Origin of the sequence: Serratia sp. SM04 (assembly GCF_040280225.1) — a bacterium.
GTDB lineage: Bacteria > Pseudomonadota > Gammaproteobacteria > Enterobacterales > Enterobacteriaceae > Serratia > Serratia sarumanii.
On the sequence record NZ_JBEOQT010000021.1, the window covers coordinates 577,274 to 598,054 of the forward strand.

Here is a 20,781-nt window from a genome sequence, read left to right on the forward strand (position 1 = left end):
GGCGATCCTTGTCTATAGTGTAGGAACGCTTAATTTTTCAACCACGGAGATCTCACTATGGCAAGACATACGGATGCTGAGCAAACTACGCTGGATGACGATCTGAGAATGCTGACCGAGACGCTGGAAGAAGTGCTGCAATATACCGGCGATCGCGCGGATCAGGCCTACATCGACATCAAGTCGCACGCCGAGCAGGCGCTGAGTGAGGTTAAGGCGCGCTGGGCGAACACCGGCGAATCCTACTATGCGCGCGCCAAAGAAGCGGTACACCGCACCGACGACTACGTGCGGGATAAACCCTGGCACAGCGTAGGCATCGGCGCCACCGTCGGGCTGGTGCTGGGACTGCTGCTGGCCAGAAAATAACGACGTCGGGCGGCGGCCTGCGCCGCCCGACAGCTACGTATCTTCTTTCCCCAAAATCACTTCCACCTGATGGATCCTGCCGTCGTCCCGCAGCGCGATCGTCGGCTCCGACTGAGGGATGCCGTCAACGATGATCTGCGTTTCGCCTTCTCCCTGGCGCACGACCAGCTGATATTCGCTGGCGCCTTCGCGGTAGTTGATCGTGAATTGCGGCCAGTCGGCCGGCAGACGCGTATCGATCGTCAGCCGATCGCCGCGGCGTTTCAGGCCCAGCAGCGACTCGAGAATCAAGCGATACATCCAGCCTGCCGAGCCGGTATACCAACTCCAGCCACCCCGGCCGATATGCGGCTCAACTGCGTAGACATCAGCGGTCGCCACGTAAGGTTCGACTTTGTAACGTTCGGCGGCGGCGCTGTCCAGGCTGTGGTTGATGGGGTTGATCAGCGCCATCAGCTGCCAGGCGCGTTCGATGTCACCCATTTCGGCGAAGGCCATCACCGCCCATACCGCGCCGTGGGTGTATTGGCCGCCGTTTTCCCGCACGCCGGGCAGATAGCCGCGGATATAGCCGGGATCGGGGCCGTTGCCGTCGAACGGCGGCGTCAACAGTCTGATCAGCCTGGCCTGCGGGTCGACCAGATGTGTATCCAATGACTGCATCGCCTGCCGACTGCGCTGCGGATCGCCGGCGCCGGACAGCACCGACCAGCTTTGCGCAATGGCGTCGATGCGGCACTCCGCGGCCAGGTGTGAGCCGAGCGGTTCGCCGTTGTCGAAATAGCCGCGGCGGTACCATTCGCCATCCCAGGCATGGTTGTGCAGGTTGTCCTTCAGGGCGGCGGCCTGGCGGCGGCACTGTGCGGCCAGGTCGTCATCGTGGTGGCGTTCCGCCAGATCGCCGTAGCGCTGCAGGATGGAAAACAGGAAGAAGCCGAGCCAGACGCTTTCGCCGCGGCCTTCCAGCCCGACCCTGTTCATGCCGTCGTTCCAGTCGCCGGCCCCCATCAGCGGCAACCCGTGCTCGCCGAAGGTCAGGCCGTGTTTCAGCGCGCGCGCGCCGTGCTGGTACAGGCTTTCCCGCACTGCGCTCTGCGCCGGCTGTTCATAGGCGGACTCTTCGCCGGGCGCCAGCTGGCGCGCCTCCAGATAGCCCACCTGTTCGGTCAAAATGCTCTCGTCGCCGGTGGCGTCCAAATAATGACACATCGCCAGCGGCAGCCACAGATAGTCGTCGGAACAGCGGGTGCGCACGCCGTTGCCCTGCGGCGGATGCCACCAGTGCTGCACATCGCCCTCGATAAACTGGCGTGAGGCGCACAGCAGGATCTGTTCGCGCAGCCGTTGCGGCGCGGCGTGGGTCAGTGCCAGCGTGTCCTGCAGCTGATCGCGGAAGCCAAAGGCGCCGCCGGATTGGTAGTAGCCGCTGCGTGCCTGAATGCGGCAGGAGAGAGTTTGGTACAGCAGCCAGCCGTTAGCCAGCAGATCGACCGCCGGATGCGGCGTGCCGATCTGCACCTTATTCAGGATGCCGTCCCAATAGGCGGCGACCTGTTGCCGTTCGTCTTGCAGGCGATCTTCATCCAGGTAGCGCTGCAGCAGCATGTCGGCCTCGTCGGCGTTTTGTCCCAGTCCCAGGACGAACACCAGGCTGCGCTGATCGCCGTCGATCAGGCTGAGCGCCGACTGTACCGCGCCGCACGGATCCAGCCCGGCGCCGACCCTGCCGGAAAGCCGGCGCAGTTTCAGCACCGCCGGATTGGCCAGCGTGCCGTTGCGGCCGAGGAATTCACGCCGATCGCCGCTAATGGAACAGTGGGCGCCGGTAACGCCGAAAAAGGCGGTGCGCTCGGAACCGTTGCCGCCGTAATGGTTGGTGGCCAGAATGCCGCAGCCGCCCGTCGTCGTCGCGGCCTGTGTCACGACGTGCATGGCGGTTTTACTGCGCAAATCGCCGAGGATGAATTCCATGTAGCCGGTGGCGGAGAGTTTGCGCGTGCGGCCTGAACCGTTGGTCAGCGTCAGCAAAAACAGCTTCACCGGCGCGTCCTGCGCCACCAGCATCGTCAGCTGGCTGTCGATGCCGCCTTCGCGGTGCTCGAACACGCTGTAGCCAAAGCCGTGGCGCGTCAAATAGTGACCGCGACCGCGGGCCGGCAGCGGCGTGGGGGACCAGACGTGGCCGCTTTCCTCGTCGCGCAGATAAAACGCTTCGCCACCGCGATCGCTGATGGGATCGTTATCCCACGGCGTCAGCCGGTACTCGTGAGCGTTTTCGTACCAGCTATAGGCCTGACCGCTTTCTGAGATAACCGTGCCAAACAGCGGGTTGGCGATAACGTTTGACCAGGGTGCCGGAGTGATCTTGTTCTCGTTCATCGCAATGACATATTCGCGTCCGTCGCTGGAGAATCCGCCCAGCCCGTTAAAGAATTGCAGGTCTTCGATGGCGGGCAACTGCGGCGAATGCAGGTTGCGCGGCAGGTTGTCTACCGTCGCCAGCTTCGACGACGCGGTGACCGGAGACAGCGGCTGTTGCAGGGTTTGCGGCAGCTGCAGGCGTTGGTTGAGCTGCTCCGCCAAACCGCCGCGTCGGTCGTCGAGATAGATGCGCGCCACGCTGAGCAGCAGACGATGGTCTTCCGGCGACATATGTTCGCTGGTCCGCACGAAAATGCCCCCCGGCTTGTCGGTCAGGGTGGATTCCATGCCGGCGGCGATCAAGCCCATGATCTGATTTTGCAGATCCTGGCGGTAGCCGCCGACGTCTTCGTTGAGGATCACCAGATCCACCTGCAGCCCCTTAAGGCGCCAATAGTTGTGTGCCTGGATCAGCTGCTGCACCAACGCGATATTCTCCGCGTCGCTGACCGTCAGCAGCACGATCGGCAGATCGCCTGAGATCGAATGCCCCCATAACCCGGACTGGCCGCGGCGGTTGCTGATGATTTCACCGCCGCCGGCGCGCATTTCCTGCGCCGGGAACACCACGGCGCCGGCCAGACGGTTGAACAGATTGGCGTCTTCCTCATTGGCGTTCAGTTGGCGCAACACCACCTGGCTGTGTGACCAGGCCAGTTCGAAGACGCGATCCGCCAAGTGGCGATCGCGATATTTTTCCAGCATCGCCAGACAGGAGGCGCGATCCTCGCAAACGCCGTAAAACACATCCAGCGTCAGCGGAACGTTGGGTTCCAGCACCACGCGCTGGCGGATGGCGATGATCGGATCGATAACCGGCCCGGCGCTGTTGGTCAGCGGCGCATTGTGGTACAACGCCTGCGGATTGGCCGGCGTGCGGCCGCGGCCGATAAATATGCCGCGATCGGTTTCGAACGAGGTTTGCGCGCTGTTTCCCTGTACCGTCATCATGTGCAGCAGCCACGGGCACGTCTCTTTGGGCTCGCGCGGTCTGCGATGACACAGGATCGCTTCCTGGTCTGGCAGTAGCTCGGTTTGCACGAACAGATTGCTAAAGGCCGGGTGCGCCAGATCGTTCCCGGCCGGTGCCAGCACCACTTCGGCATAGCTGGTGATCTCAAGGATGCGCGGCTGTTTACCGCGGTTGATGAGCGTCAGGCGGCGCAGTTCGATATCATCTTCCGGCGAAACCACCACCTGCGTTTTGACCGAAAGCGTGCCCAGATGGCGCTGGAATTCGGCGCCGGCGTCGTTGAACACCGCGCGATAGTCTTTGGCGCCGCCGCCGCCGATCGGTTGCCAGGTATTGCTCCACACTTCGCCGGTTTGCGGATCGCGCAGGTAGCAGAAAGCGCCCCAGTTATCACGGGTGGCGTCCTCGCGCCAACGGGTCAGCGCCAGGTTTTGCCACCGGCTGTAACTGCCGCCGGCCTGCGACAGCATCAGATGATAGTTGGCGTTGGACAACAGTTGCACTTCGGGTATCGGCGTATCGACGCGGGTGAATTCACGCGCGCTGAAGCTGGCCGGCTGGATGGTGCCTTCGTGGGTTTCGAAATGACGACGCGGGCTATAGAGCTCGACTGCGTCCGGCACGCGTTCCTGCAGCAGCAGGCGCGCTGACTGGAAGGCGGGATAGCGGGCGAAACGCGCCACCATCGGCGCATCCAGCAGCAGGTGCGACAGCGCCAGGAACCCCATGCCCTGGTGGTGTGCCATGTAGGAGCGGACGATCGTGTACAGTTGCCCGCGGCTCAGGCGTGCGGTGGTGTAATCGAGCGCTTCGTAAAAACCGTATCGCCCTTTGGCGCCGTTGTGTTCCAGCGTCAGCAGGTTATTGCAAGCGGCGACGGGCTCAACGATCAGTGCCATCAGCGTCGCGTAAGGGGCGATCACCATATCGTCGGCCAGGCCGCGCCGCAGCCCCAAACCGGGCACCCCAAAGGCGTGATATTGATAATTTTGCTGCGCGTCGAAGCCGAAATAGCCGGATTCGGAAACGCCCCAGGGGACGCCGCGCTCCTTACCCCAGGCGATTTGGCGCGCCACCGCCGCGCGGCACATCTGCACCAGCAGCGAATCGGGATAGGCGGGCATGACCAACTGCGGCATCAGGTATTCGAACATCGACCCGCTCCACGACATCAGCGCAGGCTCCTTGTCGATGACGGTGAACAGCCGGCCAAGGGCGAACCAGCTGCGCTGCGGCACCTGATTGGTCGCGATGGCCACGTAGTTGGTCAGACGGATTTCCGACGCCAGCAGATCGTATTTGCTGCTGTCCATGCGGTTATGGTCGCAGTTGAAGCCGACGCTCAGCAGGTGGGTCGATTCGTCATACAGGAAGTGGAAGTCCATCTGCGCCATTTTTTCCAGCCGCTGCCGCAGGCTGCCGAGTTGCGCCAGGCGCTGTTGCGCCAGCGCGGCGGCGGCATCGAGCCGGCTTTGTTGCTCGGCCGAAAGCCCCAGGTTCGCCGGGGCGTCGGCCAACCAGCGCAGGCTGGGCGGCTGCGCCAGATCCGGCGGCGCATCGCTCAGCCAGCCATACCATTGCGCCCATTCCGCACAGAGTTCATTAAGCTGCTGATGGAGCGCGCCGGCCCAGCGTTTAGTTTCTTCGTCGTGGTTTAACGCCGGCTCCTGCAACCCGTTGCTGTAGTTGCGCATGGCGTCCAATTCAAGCAGCAGCGCGGCGTACGGGCTGTTTTGCGCCCGTTGCCAATGTTGGCGCAGTTTGGCCAGGTTTTTCGGCGCTGCGTTTCCCCACTGCTGTTCCAGCAGTTCCAGGCTGTCTCCCAGACCGGCCACTATCCGCTGCGGATCGATGACCGGCTGTTGGGCCAGCGCCGGCAGCCCGGCGCAGAGCGTCAGCAGATGCCCGGCCAGGTTGCCGCTGTCGACGCTGGAAATATAGCGCGGGTTTAACGGCTCTAAGGTGCGCGTGTCGTACCAGTTGTACAGATGGCCGCGATAGTGCTCCATGCGATCCAGCGTATCGAGCGTCAGTTCAATGCGGCGCAGCGCCTCGCACAGCGTCAGGTAGCCGAAATCGCAGGCGGTGAGGTTGGCCAATAGCGACAAACCGATATTGGTCGGCGAGGTGCGGTGCGCTATCACCGGTTCCGGTATTTCCTGATAGTTGTCCGGCGGCAGCCAGTTCTCCTGAGCATTGACGAAGGTGTTGAAAAAGTCCCAGGTCTGGCGGCTGGTATGGCGCAGGAAGCGCCGTTGCTCCTCATCGATCGCCGTTTTGCTGCGCTGCGGCTCGCGGCTCAGGTAGTAGAGCAAGAACGGCGCGAATACCCACAGCGCGGAAAGCGGCAAGGCGACGACGAGCGCCATCGGGTTATGCCACGCGGTGAGCAGAAGCAACCCCGCCCCGGCCAGCGGATTGACCCACATGGCGCGATAGAAATTGGTCGGCGTCACCCGCAGGCGCGTTTTGCTCTGGGCGTAGCTGGTCCACTCTTGCAGATTGCGTTGGCTGAACAGCAGGCGCCATAGGGTAACGGCGATCGCTTTCAGGCTGTACAGCGCTTCGTGCGGGAGTGCCGCGAGGCGCAGGCCGATTTGTGCCAACCGGTGCAGCGTGCCCTTCAGCGCCAGCCGCACATGCTGGAGAAACGGGCGGCGTGGCGGTTTGCGCGCGATGTCCTGCAGCAGCGCCAGCGCGGAAGGCAGCAGCAGAAGGATAAAGACCACCGCCAGCCAGTAACCGGTGTTGGGCAACCCTGTCAGGCAGCAGAATAAAAGCAGCAACAGGCTGGGGGCCACCAGGCTGCGGCGCAGGTTGTCGAACAGCTTCCACTGCGACAGCGCGCTCAGCGGGTTGGCGCAGCGTGAGCCGTCCGCTTTTTTCACCCGCGGCAGCAGCCAGTTAAGCAACTGCCAGTCGCCGCGGATCCAGCGCGAACGGCGCGCCACGTCGACCAGATAGTTGCTGGGATATTGCTCATACAACAGCACATCGCTCAACAGCCCCGAGCGGGCATAGCAACCTTCCAGCAGATCGTGGCTCAGCACTAAATTCTCCGGGCAGGTGCCTTGCAGGCTGCGCGCAAACACGTCCACGTCGTAAATGCCTTTGCCGATGAATGAGCCTTCGCCAAACAGATCCTGATAAATGTCCGACGCCATGCGCGTATAGGGATCGTTGCCCGGCGTGCTGCTGCATAAGGCGGCGTAACGTCCCTGACCAAAACGCGGGATCTCTTCGGCCATGCGCGGCTGCAAAATGGCGTAGCCTTCCACCACGCGCTGTCTGTTTTCGTCATACTGCGGCTGGTTGAGCGGATGCGCCATGGCGGCGATCAGCTGGTGAGCGGTGTCGCGCGGCAATACGGTATCGCTGTCGAGGGTGATGACGTATTTGACGTTTTTCAGAGCCTCAAGGCCGGCGCCAACCAGGCTGGAGAAGGCGTTGTCGCGGTTGCGTAGCCAGTCGTTAAGCGCATTCAGCTTGCCGCGTTTGCGCTCCAGCCCCATCCACACGCCCTGTTTGTCATTCCACTGCCGATCGCGGTGGAACAGGAAAAAGTGGCCCGGCCCTTCACAGGGATAGCGTGCATTCAGCGCGCCGATTTTTTCACTGACGTAAGCCAGCAACGCGGCGTCGTCAGCCTGCCGCTGATGCGGGGCGTCGTTAAAGTCGGTGAGCAGCGCGAAATGCAGGTGTTTCATCGCATTACCCAGATAACAGACCTCCAGCGCGTTGAGCAGCCGGTCGATGCCGGTTTTCTCGTCGAGCAGGGTGGGGATCACCACCAATGTGCGGAACTCGGCCGGAATGCCGCAGGAGAAATCGAGCCTCGGCAAAGGTCGGGGTTCCCGGCTGCGGGTCGTAACCTCGCTGAGCAGGTTAAGCACGAATTGGCTGACGACGATCGCCAACGGGAAAAACAGCAGCGCCAATCCCCACCAGCTGATGCCGCTGCCCGCCGCGTGGCGCAACAGTTCCGCACAGCTGGCGGTGGTGAGCAGGCTGAGGCTGCCGAGCCAGGACAGCAGCGGCGCCTGGTTCAGCGCGTGGCGCACCCGGGTAATGCGGCTGAGGCGTACCGCCAACTGCTGTTCCAGCGCCGGTCTGCCGTCGTCGATCAGGTAGTAGCCGATGTGATGGTTGCGCGCATCGCCGACGTGATCTTCCGCCGCCACTCGCGCCATGTTGAGCACGTGTCGCGCAACCTGTACCTCGTCGTGCGGGCTGTGGCGGGCCAGCATTTCGATCACGTGGCGATAGTGATCGCGGGTGTCGAAGTGCATCATCGGATACACCCCAGCCGGATCCTGACGCAGCGTTTGATCTACCAGGCTCATGGTTTCCACAAATTCCGCCCAATCCATTTCGCTCAGCTGGCGCAGGCCGGCGATGCTGTTGCTGACCGACAGTTGGCTGACCGCCAACTGTTGGTTGAAGCGGTGGATCAGTTCATCGGAGGTCATGCTGACCTCCGCCAGACGCTGTTCCACCCAGGTGAGCGGCAGCGCCAGCATGGTGCCGTGGCCCTGCAGACGGCGCACCAGCTCGGCGACGAAGGCGCTGGTGCGCGGCGGATTGGATCGCGCCATGTCGGCGATAACGATGATCAAATTGGCCGGATCGTTTTCCACCGATTCCAGCATTTTATTGACCCAGTCATCGGCCAGGTTGCGTTCACGCTGAGCCTGCGCTACCTCGACGCTGACGCGGCGCAGGTTGTCTATCAGCGCCAGACGCAGCATGCCCGGCAGCGCCCACAGTTCACCCAGCGTCAGATTGGTTTCCTTTTGATAGGCGGCGATATAGCGCGTCAGGCTCTCTGCGTCCCAGCGCCCGTCGCCGTGGGTGATGGCTTCGGCGGCGATGTCGTAAATGCGCGGGCAGTTGTGCGGTGCAGTCAGCTGCGGCAAGCCGCGGCCAAAGGTCTTAGGCAAGTGATGCCGCACCACGCGGATTTGCTCTTCGATCAAATAGTAATTATCGAGCAACCACTCCCCGGCGGGCGTCATGCTGCTTTTTTTGCCGTTGCTGAGCTGGCGGCAGCTCTCAGCCAGCACCCGTTCGTTGTGATCCAGCCGCTTCAGCAAATAGTAGGGGGTCTTACGCGTCGCCAGTTTGTGAGAGCGTGCCAGACGCTGGCCGTAGCGTTCCATCTGATCGACGGAAAACAGCTCGGCCTTGATGGTGCCGCCGAGCGGTTCCGGTTCGCCTTTAGCGCTTCTGGCGGCGAGCGGCTTTATTTTGCTGTTTTTGCGTTGACTTCTTAACCAATTGATAAGTTTTTCTTTCACACAAAAGCTCCTCACTTCTGACCAAAAGGGCAGCCGGTAAACCCGCTGGGAGTGCGTGAACATCCTGTATCTGGCGCCGGGAACATATGGCGTGGATTTGTTGCAGGAAGGAACAGACCTTTCCAGTATAGCTGTTCAGAATGAGATGTGTCTGTTATTTAATCGCATTGTTTAATTTTAATAAACATTTGTCGAGGCGGGGCGTTCTGACCTATGCCCGATCAGCAACGGTATGTCATGGAGGTTGACTTGCTGTGGCGGGAAGATACGTCAGGATAAACTCACTGGGTATTTCCCTGATTTTTGTATGGGCGGATTGAGCTCAGAATGTCGCAGGTGTAAAGTATTTGTGTTTTTATTGTTTATTTTTTGTTCTAAATCAAATAATTATCTGGTGTAAACGCCCAGGGATATACGGCGTTCTTGCGCTGGCGCAAAAGCCGTGAAAATAACACCTCATATAATACAGAGCGTAACTACAGGCGCGGCGTCCGTCGGCTGCGCCGGAGACGATCTCTGCTAACTGACTTGTGAGCGAACTATGTCGACAAGTGTTTTTAATCGCCGGTGGGCGGCTGTGCTGCTCGAGGCGCTGGCCCGCCATGGGGTGCGGCATGTTTGTATCGCTCCGGGATCGCGCTCCACGCCGCTGACGCTGGCCGCCGCGGCTAACCGATCGTTTATCTGTCATACCCATTTTGACGAGCGCGGGCTCGGCCATCTGGCGCTTGGGCTGGCGAAGGCGGCGCGTGAGCCGGTGGCGGTGATCGTCACGTCCGGCACCGCGGCGGCCAACCTTTATCCCGCGTTGATTGAAGCCGGCCTGACCGGTGAGCGGCTGGTGTTTCTCACCGCCGATCGGCCGCCGGAGTTGATCGACTGCGGCGCCAATCAGGCGATCCGTCAAAACGGCCTCTACAGCAGCCACCCGACGCTGGCGATCGATCTGCCGCGTCCTACGCCGGATATTCCGGCCGCGTGGCTGGCCTCCAGCGTCGACAGCGCGATGGCGCGCCTGCAACACGGCGCTTTGCACATCAACTGCCCGTTCGCCGAGCCGCTGTACGGCGGCGACGAACGTCACTATGCCGACTGGTCCGCCGCGCTGGGCGACTGGTGGCAGAGCGATCGCCCGTGGCTGCAGGAAAGCGAGACGCGTACGGCGCCGGTGCCGCAGCCGCAGCCGGACTGGTTCTTCTGGCGGCAAAAGCGCGGCGTGGTGCTGGCCGGGCGCATGAGCGCGCAAGAGGGCGCGCAGGTGGCCGAATGGGCCGCAACGCTGGGCTGGCCGCTGATCGGCGACGTGCTGTCGCAGACCGGGCAACCGCTGCCCTGCGCCGATTTGTGGCTCGCTCATCCGCAGGCGCAGCGCGTACTGCAAGATGCGCAGCTGGTGGTGCAGTTCGGCGGCAGCCTGACCGGCAAACGCCTGCTGCAGTGGCAGGCGCAGTGCCGGCCTGAAGAGTATTGGATCATCGACGAGCTGCCGGGGCGGCTCGATCCGGCCCAGCACCGGGGGCGGCGCCTGCGCGCCGGCGTGGCTCAGTGGTTGGCGCAGCACCCGGCGCAGCCGCGCCAGCCTTGGGCCGCCGGGCTGGCCGTGCTGGCGGATAAAGCGCTGACGGCGGTATCCACGCATCTGCACGATAACTTTGGCGAAGCCCAACTGGCGCACCGCCTGCCGGAGCTGCTGCCGGAGAACGGCCAGCTGTTTCTCGGCAACAGCCTGGTGGTGCGGCTCATCGACGCGCTAACGCCATTGCCCGTCGCCTACCCGGTATTCAGCAATCGCGGCGCCAGCGGCATCGACGGCCTGATCTCCACCGCCGCCGGCGTGCAGCGCGCCACCGCCAGACCGACGTTGGCGGTGGTGGGCGATCTTTCCGCTCTGTATGACCTCAATGCGCTGGCGCTGCTGCGCCAGAGCTCGGCGCCGACGGTGCTGATCGTCGTCAATAATAACGGCGGCCAAATTTTCTCGCTGCTGCCGACGCCGGAAGAGGATCGTCAGCGCTTTTACTGCATGCCGCAGAACGTCGAGTTCAGCCACGCGGCGGCGATGTTCCAGCTGGGTTACGCACGGCCGAAGAACTGGAGCCAGCTGCAACAGGCGGTTGAACAAGGCTGGCGGCGCGGCGGCGCCACGCTTGTCGAACTGCAGGTGCCGCCGAGCGCGGGGGCTGAAAGCCTGCAATACCTGGTGCAACAGATGGCGGTGCAATGATGCTGGCGACGCGAATTTTGCAACAGGGCGAGGCGGGCCGCTCGTGGCTGGTGTGGCTGCATGGCCTGCTTGGCAACAACAATGAATGGCGGGTGATCGCCGCGCGCAGCCCGGAATGGCCGTCGCTGGCCATCGATCTGCCCGGCCACGGCGATTCCGTGGCGGTGAGCTGCCGCGGCTTCGACGACATCAGCGCGCAGATCGCCGCCGCGCTGCAGCTGCGCAATATCGAACGCTATTGGCTGGTGGGCTACTCGCTCGGCGGGCGCATCGCCATGTATCACGCCTGCCACGGCCACCATGCCGGCCTGCAGGGGGTGATCGTCGAGGGCGGTAATCCGGGGCTGGAGGACGAAGAACAGCGCCGCCGGCGCTGCGAACAGGATGCGCTGTGGGCGGCGCGTTTTCGCAGTGAGCCGATCGCCGAGGTCCTGGCGGACTGGTATCAGCAACCGGTGTTCAAAGAGCTCAGCCACGTGCACCGCCAGGCGCTGATCGCCGCGCGCTCGGTCAACAGCGGCCCGGCGATCGCCGACATGCTCGAAGCCACGTCGCTCGGGCGGCAGCCCTATCTGGCGCCGCAGCTGCGCCAACTGACCGTGCCGCTGCGGGTGTTGTGCGGTGAGAACGACCCCAAATTTCAACGGCTGGCGCGCGACGCCGGGTTGCCGTTGCGCATCGTGCCGCAGGCCGGGCACAACGCGCACTTGGCCAATCCGCAGGATTTCGTCGCCGAGCTGCAGACCTTTCTCGTTAACCCTGGTTAAAGGAACCGAACATGCTTTATCCGAATGAAGAACAGCTGTATGCCGCCATCGCCTGGCAAGATTGCACCGGCGATTTCGAAGACATTCTGTATCACAAGTCCGCCGACGGCATCGCCAAAATCACCATTAACCGGCCGCAGGTGCGCAACGCGTTTCGCCCGCAAACGGTTAAAGAGATGATCGACGCGCTGGCCAACGCCCGTTACGACGACGGCATTGGCGTCATTATTCTGACCGGCGCCGGCGATAAGGCCTTCTGCTCCGGCGGCGATCAGAAAGTGCGCGGCGATTACGGCGGCTATCGCGACGACAGCGGCGTGCATCACCTCAACGTGCTGGACTTCCAGCGCCAGATCCGCACCTGCCCGAAACCGGTGGTGGCGATGGTGGCCGGTTATTCGATCGGCGGCGGTCACGTGCTGCACATGATGTGCGATCTGACCATCGCGGCGGATAACGCCATCTTCGGCCAGACCGGCCCGAAAGTGGGCTCGTTCGACGGCGGTTGGGGCGCGTCTTACATGGCGCGCATCGTCGGCCAGAAGAAGGCGCGCGAAATCTGGTTCCTGTGCCGCCAGTACGATGCCGCCGCCGCGCTGGACATGGGGCTGGTCAATACCGTGGTGCCGCTGGCCGATCTGGAAAAAGAGACGGTGCGCTGGTGCCGCGAAATGCTGCAGAACAGCCCGATGGCGCTGCGCTGCCTGAAGGCGGCGCTGAACGCCGACTGCGACGGCCAAGCCGGTTTGCAGGAGCTGGCGGGCAACGCCACCATGCTGTTCTACATGACCGACGAAGGGCAGGAAGGGCGCAACGCGTTCAACGAGAAGCGTCAGCCGGACTTCAGCAAATTCAAGCGTAACCCGTAATGAGCGGGGTAAACCGCAGCGCGGCGCTTTACCGTTACAGCCTGCCGATGGAGGCGGGCGTGGTGCTGCGCAATCAGCGGTTGAAAACGCGTGACGGATGGGTGGTGCAGCTGCGTCAGGGCGAGCGTGAAGGCTGGGGCGAGATCGCGCCGCTGCCGGAATTCAGCCGGGAAACGCTGGCGCAGGCCGAACAGGCCGCGTTGGACTGGCTGCAGGCCTGGTTGGCGGGCAACGAACCGGATGACAGCACGCTGCCCTCGGTGGCCTTTGGGCTCAGCTGCGCGCAGGCCGAGCTGGAGCAGCGCTTGCCGACGCAGGCGGATTTCCGCAAGGCGCCGCTGTGTACCGGCGATCCGGACGAGCTGTTCGAGACATTGAGCGCCTTGCCGGGCGAGAAAGTCGCCAAGGTGAAGGTGGGGCTGTATGAAGCGGTGCGCGACGGCATGATCGTCAACGTGCTGCTGGAGGCGCTGCCGGATCTGCGGCTGCGGCTGGACGCCAACCGCAGCTGGACCCGCGCCAAAGCCGACGGCTTCGCCAAATACGTCAACCCGGCGTGGCGCGATCGCATCGCCTTTTTGGAAGAGCCTTGCAAGACCCGTGATGAATCGCGCGATTTCGCCCGGGCGACCGGCATCGCCATCGCCTGGGATGAGAGCGTGCGCGAGGCGGACTTTGTGGTGCAGGCCGAGCCGGGCGTGGCAGCCATCGTGATCAAGCCGACGCTGGTCGGCAGCCTGGCGCGCTGCCAGGCGCTGGTGGCGCAGGCTCACGCGGCGGGGCTGACGGCGGTGATCAGTTCCAGCATCGAGTCCAGCCTGGGATTAACCCAGCTGGCGCGCATCGCCCGCTGGCTGACGCCGGACACCGTGCCGGGGCTGGATACCCTGGGGTTGATGCAGGCGCAGGTGCTGCGGCCTTGGCCGGGCAGCGCATTACCGCTGCTGGATGCCTCGGCGCTGGAGTGCCTATGGCGCCGTTAAGCGATTGGCCGTGGCGACACTGGGCACGCCTTCAGCCGCAGGCGACGGCCCTGCTGCTCGGCGAACAGCCGCTGAGCTGGCTGGCGTTGCAAGGCCAGGTGGATGAGCTGGCGGCGGACTTCCAGCACCAGGGCGTGGAGCCGGGCTGCGGCGTGGCGCTGTGCGGTAAAAACAGCTACCCGCTGCTGCTGGCCTATCTGGCGCTGCTGCAATGCGGCGCGCGCCTGTTGCCGCTCAATCCTGCCTTGCCGACGCCGCTGTTGGCGCAGCTGTTACCCGAATTGGGCATCACCTTTGCCTTCGGCCCGGATCCGTTGCCGGCGCTGCCGGAAGAGGTGATTCGATTGACGCCGCCCTCGACCGAGCCGCGCTGGCCGAACCTGCCGATGTGGGATGCGCAACGTCTGGCGACGCTGACGCTGACCTCGGGTTCCAGCGGCATGCCAAAGGCGGCGGCGCACAGCTACGCCAACCATCTGGCCAGCGCCGCCGGGGTGTTGCGGCTGATGGATTTTCAGCGCGAGGATTGCTGGCTGCTGTCATTGCCGCTGTTTCACGTCTCCGGCCAGGGCATCGTCTGGCGCTGGCTGGCGGCGGGGGCGCGGCTGGCGGTGCGCGAGATGCATCCGCTGGCCGAGGCGTTGGCGGGATGCACGCACGCCTCGCTGGTGCCGACACAGCTCTGGCGGCTGCTGGCGCAACCGCTGACGGGTATGACGCTGAAAGAGGTGCTGCTCGGTGGCGCCATGATCCCGGTGGCGCTGACCGAACGGGCGGAAGCGGCGGGGATCCGCTGCTGGTGCGGCTATGGGCTGACCGAACTGGCTTCCACGGTGTGCGCCAAGCGCGCCGATGCGCGGCCGGGCGTCGGCCTGCCACTCAGCGGCCGCGAGGTAAAACTGGTGGACGAAGAGGTCTGGATCCGCGCCGACAGCCTGGCGCTCGGCTACTGGCGTCATGGCCAGCTGCAGCCGCTGGCGGATGCACAAGGCTGGTTCGCGACCCGCGATCGCGGCGCGATGGCCGAGGGGGAACTGCGTATTCTCGGCCGGCTGGACAACCTGTTTTTCAGCGGCGGCGAAGGGGTGCAGCCGGAGGATATCGAACGCGTGTTGGCGGCGCACCCGCAGATCTCGCAGGCGTTTGTGGTGCCGGCGGCGGACGTCGAGTTCGGCCAGCGGCCGGTGGCGGTAATCGACGGCGATCCGTCGCTGTCGCTGGCGGCGTTGCTCGCCTGGTCGCAGGACAAGCTGGCCAATTTCCAACGCCCGGCGGCGCTGCTCCCGCTGCCTGACGAGCTGAAAAACGGCGGCATCAAGATTTCGCGCCGCCAGTTGCAGCAATGGGTGGCGCAGCGCCTCTCTCAGGCATAAAAAAGCCGCCCGAAAGGGCGGCTGAGTGGATGACGGCAGGGGGTTATTGCAGCCCCAGCGCCTTGGCGACGCCGGCGCCGTAGTCCGGGTGCACCTTGGTGAACAGCTCGACCTGACGGCGCTGGATTTGCTCCGGCACCTGCGACAGTTCGCCGGCGATGCGGGTGAACATGCGCTGGTGCTCTTCGGCGCTCAGCAGGTTGAACAGCGCGCGCGGCTGGCTGTAGTAATCGTCGTCTTCACGATGATTCCAGTGGTCGGCCGCGCCCTCAATGCTCAGCGGCGGCTCGCTGAAGTCCGGCTGCTCCTGGAACAGGCCGAAGCTGTTTGGTTCGTAGGTGGCGCCGTTGCCGCTGTTGCCGTCCACGCGCATCGCGCCGTCGCGATGGTAGTTGTGGAACGGGCATTTGGCGCCGTTCACCGGGATCTGGTGGTGGTTGACGCCCAGGCGATAGCGGTGCGCATCGCCATAGGAGAACAGACGGCCCTGCAGCATTTTATCCGGCGAGAAACTGATGCCCGGCACCACGTTGGCGGGGTTCATCGCCACCTGCTCAACCTCGGAGAAGTAGTTGTCGGGGTTGCGGTTCAGCTCGAAATAGCCGACGTCGATCAGCGGATAGTCGCCGTGCGGCCACACCTTGGTCAGATCGAACGGGTTGTATGGCGTCTGCGAGGCTTCGTGTTCCGGCATGATCTGAATTTGCAGCTTCCAGCGCGGGAAGTCGCCGCGTTTGATCGCGTCGAACAGATCGCGCTGTGAGCTTTCGCGATCCTTGGCGATGATCGCTTCCGCTTCTTCATCCATCAGGTTTTCAATGCCTTGCTGGCAGCGGAAGTGGAATTTCACCCAGAAACGCTCGTTGGCGGCATTGATAAAGCTGAAGGTGTGGCTGCCGAAGCCGTGCATGTGGCGATAGGACTTCGGAATGCCGCGATCGCTGAAGTCGATGGTCAGCTGGTGCAGCGATTCCGGCAGGTGGGAGAAAAAGTCCCATTTGTAGACCGGGTTGCGCAGGTTGGTATGCGGATCGCGTTTCACCACGTGGTTGAGATCGGGGAATTTCAGCGGATCGCGCAGGTAGAACACCGGCGTATCGTTACCCACCAAATCCCAGTTGCCTTCTTCGGTATAGAACTTCATGGCGAAGCCGCGAATGTCGCGTTCGGCGTCGGCGGCGCCGCGTTCACCGGCGACGGTGGAGAAGCGGATGAACATGTCGGTCTGTTTGCCGACCTCGGAGAAGATCTTGGCGCGGGTGTAGCGGGTGATGTCGTGGGTGACGGTAAAGGTGCCGTAAGCGCCGGATCCCTTGGCGTGCATGCGGCGCTCGGGGATGACTTCACGGTCGAAGTGGGCCAATTTTTCCAGGAACCACACGTCCTGCAACAGCATCGGGCCGCGTTTGCCTGCGGTGATCACGTTATTGTTATCGACAACCGGAGCGCCGGCTGCGGTGGTCAGTCCTTTCTTGCTCATCACTTGCTCCTTATCGTAGTGCAGTTAAGTAAAGACTCGGGCGGTTTAAGCGTTCATCAGCATAGTCCTTTGGCGGGGCTTCTTCCCCTGACCTTGGTCAAAGCCACTACTAGTTGTAGCCCTATTGCCGAGCGACGGCAAATAGGTCTCGGTTATCGTTGGCATTGCCTTGACGAATATAGAATCTTGTTTGCAAATATTTACATTTATTTGATTATTGAAGAATTTTTTCGCTTTTATCCCTTAAATACTCATTGCGCTTTGGTATAGACTCGTGACGTTATTATTATGCGTTGATTCGATCATTCGGTACGGATGACAAACCAGAGGGAAAGATGATGAAAAAGACTTGGGTCGCGTGCGCGGCAGGATTGCTGTTGGTGACCGGCGCGGCGAACGCCATCAGCGTGTCGGGCGAAGCCGGGCAGCACTACACCAACCTGGGCGTTGGCATGAGCACCGGCTCTTCTGGTCTGGGCCTGACCGGCAACTGGGCGCGCAGCGACCACGACGGTAACGTCGGCAGCGTGGGGCTGAACTTCGGCGTGCCGCTGGGGCCGTTGACGGCGACCGTGGGTGCCAAAGCGCTGTACCTCAGCCCGAAAGACGGGAAGAGCGGCGGGGCGGTGGCGCTGGGCGGCGGCCTGGAGTGGGAGATCAACCGTTACTTCAGCCTGCACGGCGAAGGGTACTTTGCCCCTGAATCCTTCACCAGCGGCGTGAAAGCCTATAACGAAGCCAGCGGCGGCCTGCGCTGGAAGTTCCGTCCGCTGAGCGTGGACGTGGGCTACCGTTACATGCAAATGGAAGGCAAAGACGGGCGTCGCGACAACACGCTGGCCGATGGCCCTTACGTCGGCGTGGGTCTGAGCTTCTGACACTGTGAAAAAGGGGCCTTCAGGCCCCTTTATCTTTTCTGCCTGGTTTACCCCACCGCCGGCAGCATGCCGCTGGCGATGCCCAGTTGAATGGCGATCACCGTCACCCCGCAGACAAACACCAACGCCAGCGCCGGCGTACCGCCCCAGACGCGATACTGCGCCTGATGTTTTTTGCGCGTTTTCCACACCAGCAGTGAAGGCAACAGCAGCGCCAACACCGACAAGGCAATGGCGGCGAATCCTAGCGCCAGCACGAAGCCGCGCGGATAGAACAGCGCAAAGGCCAGCGGCGGCAAGAAGGTGATGGCGCCGGTTTGCAGGCGGCCACGCACGTTGTCTTGCCGCTTGAACAGGTCGGCCAGGAAATCGAAAAGCCCGAGCGCGACGCCGAGGAACGAGGTCGCCAGCGCCAGATCGGCGAACAGGTGCACCGCCAGTTCAACGTGCGGCGAAGCCACCGCGTCGCGCACCGCCTGCAACAAACCGTTCAGCCCGGCCTGCTGCGCCAGAATGCCGACGAAGGTGTCGGAGCTGATGCTGCCCAGCGTTGCCAACTGCCAGAAGATGTAGGCCATCAGCGGGATAGCGCTGCCGATGATAAACACCCAGCGCAGTTTGCGAATGTTGCCGCCCATATAGTTGACGATGCTCGGCACGCTGCCGTGGAAGCCGAAAGAGGTGAAGATCACCGGAATGGCCGACAGCGCCAGGCCTTGCTCCAGCGGCAGCGTCATCAGGTTGGTTTGGTGGATATTCGGCAACATCAGGCCGAGCATCACCACCAGAAATACCACTTTGGCGCTGAACAGGATGCGGTTGAACAAATCGACCGAGTGGGTGCCGATGCATACCACGCCGCCGGCCACCAGGGTGAACAGCAGAACGCCGAGCGACACCGGGAAGTCCTGCGATGTCCACTGGCTGATGCTGGTGGCGAGCAGTTCGCCGGCGCCGCTGATGTAGGCGGCGGTGAGGGCGTACATCAGGAACATCATGCTAAAGCTGGTCAGCCACTGGCCGCCGCCGCCGAGATAACGTTTGGCGAGGGTGCCCAGACCGGTATCCGCCTGCTCATGCTGGTAAACCTCTACCAGCAGCAGCGCGGTGTAACACATCAACAGCCACAGCCCGACCAGTAAGGCCAGCGTGACGCCGAAGCCGACGCCGGCCGCCGCCAGCGGCATCGCCAGCATCCCGGCGCCAATGGTGGTGCCCGCCACGATAAAAACACTGCCAAGAGTGCGATTCTTCACGTTTTTTCTCTACCAGCCGAAAGATTTTGAAAATTATAGGTAACGATTTATGAGGATGGCAGGATAGTGGAAGCCCTAATTTGTGTCAAACCGACGTTACGCATGATGTACATTAATGTTTACATTGCGGCGAGCTGCATGGCACATGAGGAACGGGCCCATGGCTGAAATTATCCGCAGGCGGCTAGTGAAAAGTTATTTACGGGCTTCTATAGTGGAATGACCAAAAAATGTGGGAGAGATCAATGTTAAGGGTGGAGATGCTCAGCACCGGCGATGAGGTGCTGCACGGGCAAATTATTGATACCAACGCCGCCTGGCTGGCGGACTACCTGTTCCGGCAGGGAGTGCCGATGAGCGGGCGGGAAACGGTCGGGGACAGCCTCTCTGCGTTGATCGAGATCCTGCAGGAACGAAGCCATATCGCCGATGTGCTGATCGTCAACGGCGGCCTGGGGCCGACCAGCGACGATCTCAGCGCGCTGGCCGCCGCCAAAGCCTGTGGCGTAGAGCTGGTTGAACGGGCCGACTGGCTGGCGCGCATGGAAGCCTATTTCGCCGAGCGCGGGCGGCCGATGGCCCCTTCCAACCGCAAGCAGGCGCAGATCCCGGCCAACGCGGAAATGCTGGATAACCCGGTGGGCACCGCCTGCGGGTTCGCGCTGCAGCTGAACCGATGTCAGATGTTCTTCACCCCCGGCGTGCCGTCGGAATTCAAAGTGATGGTCGAACAGCAGATCGTGCCGCGTCTGCGCCAGCGCTTCACCTTGCCGACGCCGCCGCTCTGCCTGCGCCTGACCACCTTCGGCACCTCCGAGAGCGATCTGGCCGCCGAGCTGGACGGTATGCCGCTGCCGCCGGATGTGGTGCTGGGTTACCGTTCCTCCAGCCCGATCATCGAGCTGAAGCTGACCGGGCCGGAAAGCCGGCGTGCGGAAATGGAGCTGGCCTGGCGGCGCGTGCGCGAGGTGGCGGGGGACAACTGCATCTTTGAAGGCACTATCGGGTTGCCGGCGACGCTGACGCAGCGCCTGAATCAGCAAGGGCTGAAGCTGGCGTTGAGCGAGCAGTTCAGCGCCGGGTTGATCAATCTGCAGCTGCAGAGCGAAGGGGCGCCGCTGGCGGGGGGCGAACTGCTGCCGGCGCACTGCATCGAAACGCTGGAAACCACGCTGGCGCGCGCCCGCTCGCTGGCGGAATTGACCGGCGCGCCGTTGGCGTTGGCGGTCAGCGCCATGTGCGACGATCAGGTGAGCATTGCGCTGCATACACCGCGCGACGGCATTGGCCAGACTGTTCGCTATCGTGCGTCGCGCCACGGCTTGCGGCTGCGGCAGGAGTCGGTGGCGATGCTGGCGCTGGATATGCTGCGCCGCTGGCTGAATGGGGGCCAGGCGTGCGGTAAAAACGCCTGGCTGGAGGTGGTGGAAATTATCGAGTGACGGTCATGGCGCCGAGTTGCCGGCGTCACGGCTTTGCTGCAGCCGTTCGGACGCCAGGCGTGAAAGGTGTATCGCCGCCGCGCCCCGCGTTTGCAGATCTTGCACCATAGTCCTTTAGCGCCTGCGCGGCGAAACCGTGCTGCAGATCGCGGAAACGCTGGGATATGCCTCGTCGAGTAATTTTATCGCCATGTTTCGCAAAGCCTTTGGCGATTCTCCGGCGCGTTATTTTTCCGCATCGGCAGGAAAGGGGCGCTAAGCGAAATACTTTGAGGATAGTTATATATCCCTGATTAATCATAATCTTATAGGGGATATTCGCGGCGAGGGAATGCTGTTACTCTTTTGGCGGGTGCTTGAGACTGTTCGTCTTGGGCATTGTGTGACAAGGCGGATAGATGAAAGCCCCAAACTGACTCTCAATCAGAATGGGGCTGCCCTAACGCCTA

Annotated in this window: 12 protein-coding genes; 9 read left to right on the forward strand and 3 right to left on the reverse strand. The window is 62.7% G+C overall.

What is annotated here, in order from left to right:
* Positions 1–57: 57 nt before the first annotated feature.
* The gene (elaB, locus tag ABTW55_RS17230; protein ID WP_025303653.1) at positions 58–369 is read left to right on the forward strand and encodes a stress response protein ElaB; all 312 of its coding nucleotides are present in this window, start codon (positions 58–60) and stop codon (positions 367–369) included.
* Positions 370–402: 33 nt separating this feature from the next.
* Here the strand turns inward: elaB and ABTW55_RS17235 are convergent, their stop codons facing one another.
* A complete protein-coding gene (locus ABTW55_RS17235) occupies positions 403–9,060 on the reverse strand; it encodes a glycoside hydrolase family 94 protein (RefSeq protein WP_060421942.1) in 8,658 nt (2,885 codons plus the stop codon).
* 541 nt (positions 9,061–9,601) lie between these two features.
* Between ABTW55_RS17235 and menD the strand changes: the two genes are divergently transcribed.
* The 5 genes from menD to menE are packed head-to-tail and all read left to right on the forward strand — an operon-like array spanning position 9,602 to position 15,276.
* On the forward strand, positions 9,602–11,284 hold the full coding sequence (menD, locus tag ABTW55_RS17240) for a 2-succinyl-5-enolpyruvyl-6-hydroxy-3-cyclohexene-1-carboxylic-acid synthase (protein ID WP_060421939.1): 1,683 nt from the start codon (positions 9,602–9,604) through the stop codon (positions 11,282–11,284).
* Positions 11,281–12,051: a 2-succinyl-6-hydroxy-2,4-cyclohexadiene-1-carboxylate synthase gene (menH, locus tag ABTW55_RS17245; RefSeq protein ID WP_060421937.1), complete on the forward strand. Its 771-nt coding sequence runs from the start codon at positions 11,281–11,283 to the stop codon at positions 12,049–12,051. Before menD ends, menH begins: the two co-directional genes overlap by 4 nt.
* An 11-nt stretch (positions 12,052–12,062) precedes the next feature.
* The gene (menB, locus tag ABTW55_RS17250; protein ID WP_033635308.1) at positions 12,063–12,920 is read left to right on the forward strand and encodes a 1,4-dihydroxy-2-naphthoyl-CoA synthase; all 858 of its coding nucleotides are present in this window, start codon (positions 12,063–12,065) and stop codon (positions 12,918–12,920) included.
* Positions 12,920–13,903: an o-succinylbenzoate synthase gene (gene menC / locus ABTW55_RS17255; protein ID WP_060421934.1), complete on the forward strand. Its 984-nt coding sequence runs from the start codon at positions 12,920–12,922 to the stop codon at positions 13,901–13,903. The genes menB and menC overlap by 1 nt, the downstream gene beginning before the upstream one ends.
* Complete coding sequence (gene menE / locus ABTW55_RS17260; protein WP_060421932.1) at positions 13,891–15,276, forward strand: o-succinylbenzoate--CoA ligase; 1,386 nt, start codon at positions 13,891–13,893, stop codon at positions 15,274–15,276. Before menC ends, menE begins: the two co-directional genes overlap by 13 nt.
* Positions 15,277–15,319: 43 nt before the next feature.
* On the opposite strand, the gene katA is transcribed toward menE, so the two are convergent.
* Positions 15,320–16,756, reverse strand: coding sequence for a catalase KatA (katA, locus tag ABTW55_RS17265; protein WP_033653775.1), 1,437 nt, complete (start codon positions 16,754–16,756; stop codon positions 15,320–15,322).
* A gap of 338 nt (positions 16,757–17,094) precedes the next feature.
* Between katA and ABTW55_RS17270 the strand changes: the two genes are divergently transcribed.
* A complete protein-coding gene (locus tag ABTW55_RS17270) occupies positions 17,095–17,634 on the forward strand; it encodes a YfaZ family outer membrane protein (RefSeq protein WP_004935943.1) in 540 nt (179 codons plus the stop codon).
* Positions 17,635–17,681: 47 nt separating this feature from the next.
* Here the strand turns inward: ABTW55_RS17270 and tyrP are convergent, their stop codons facing one another.
* Positions 17,682–18,890: a tyrosine transporter TyrP gene (gene tyrP / locus ABTW55_RS17275; protein WP_033653776.1), complete on the reverse strand. Its 1,209-nt coding sequence runs from the start codon at positions 18,888–18,890 to the stop codon at positions 17,682–17,684.
* 245 nt (positions 18,891–19,135) lie between these two features.
* Here tyrP and ABTW55_RS17280 point away from each other — a divergent pair, with 245 nt between their 5' ends.
* Together ABTW55_RS17280 and ABTW55_RS17285 are read left to right on the forward strand one after the other, a co-directional pair.
* Entirely contained in the window at positions 19,136–20,332 is a 1,197-nt protein-coding gene (locus ABTW55_RS17280; RefSeq protein ID WP_060421926.1) for a nicotinamide mononucleotide deamidase-related protein YfaY, read from the forward strand.
* Between the two features lie 136 nt (positions 20,333–20,468).
* Complete coding sequence (locus ABTW55_RS17285; protein ID WP_230120923.1) at positions 20,469–20,591, forward strand: helix-turn-helix domain-containing protein; 123 nt, start codon at positions 20,469–20,471, stop codon at positions 20,589–20,591.
* Positions 20,592–20,781 lie beyond the last annotated feature (190 nt).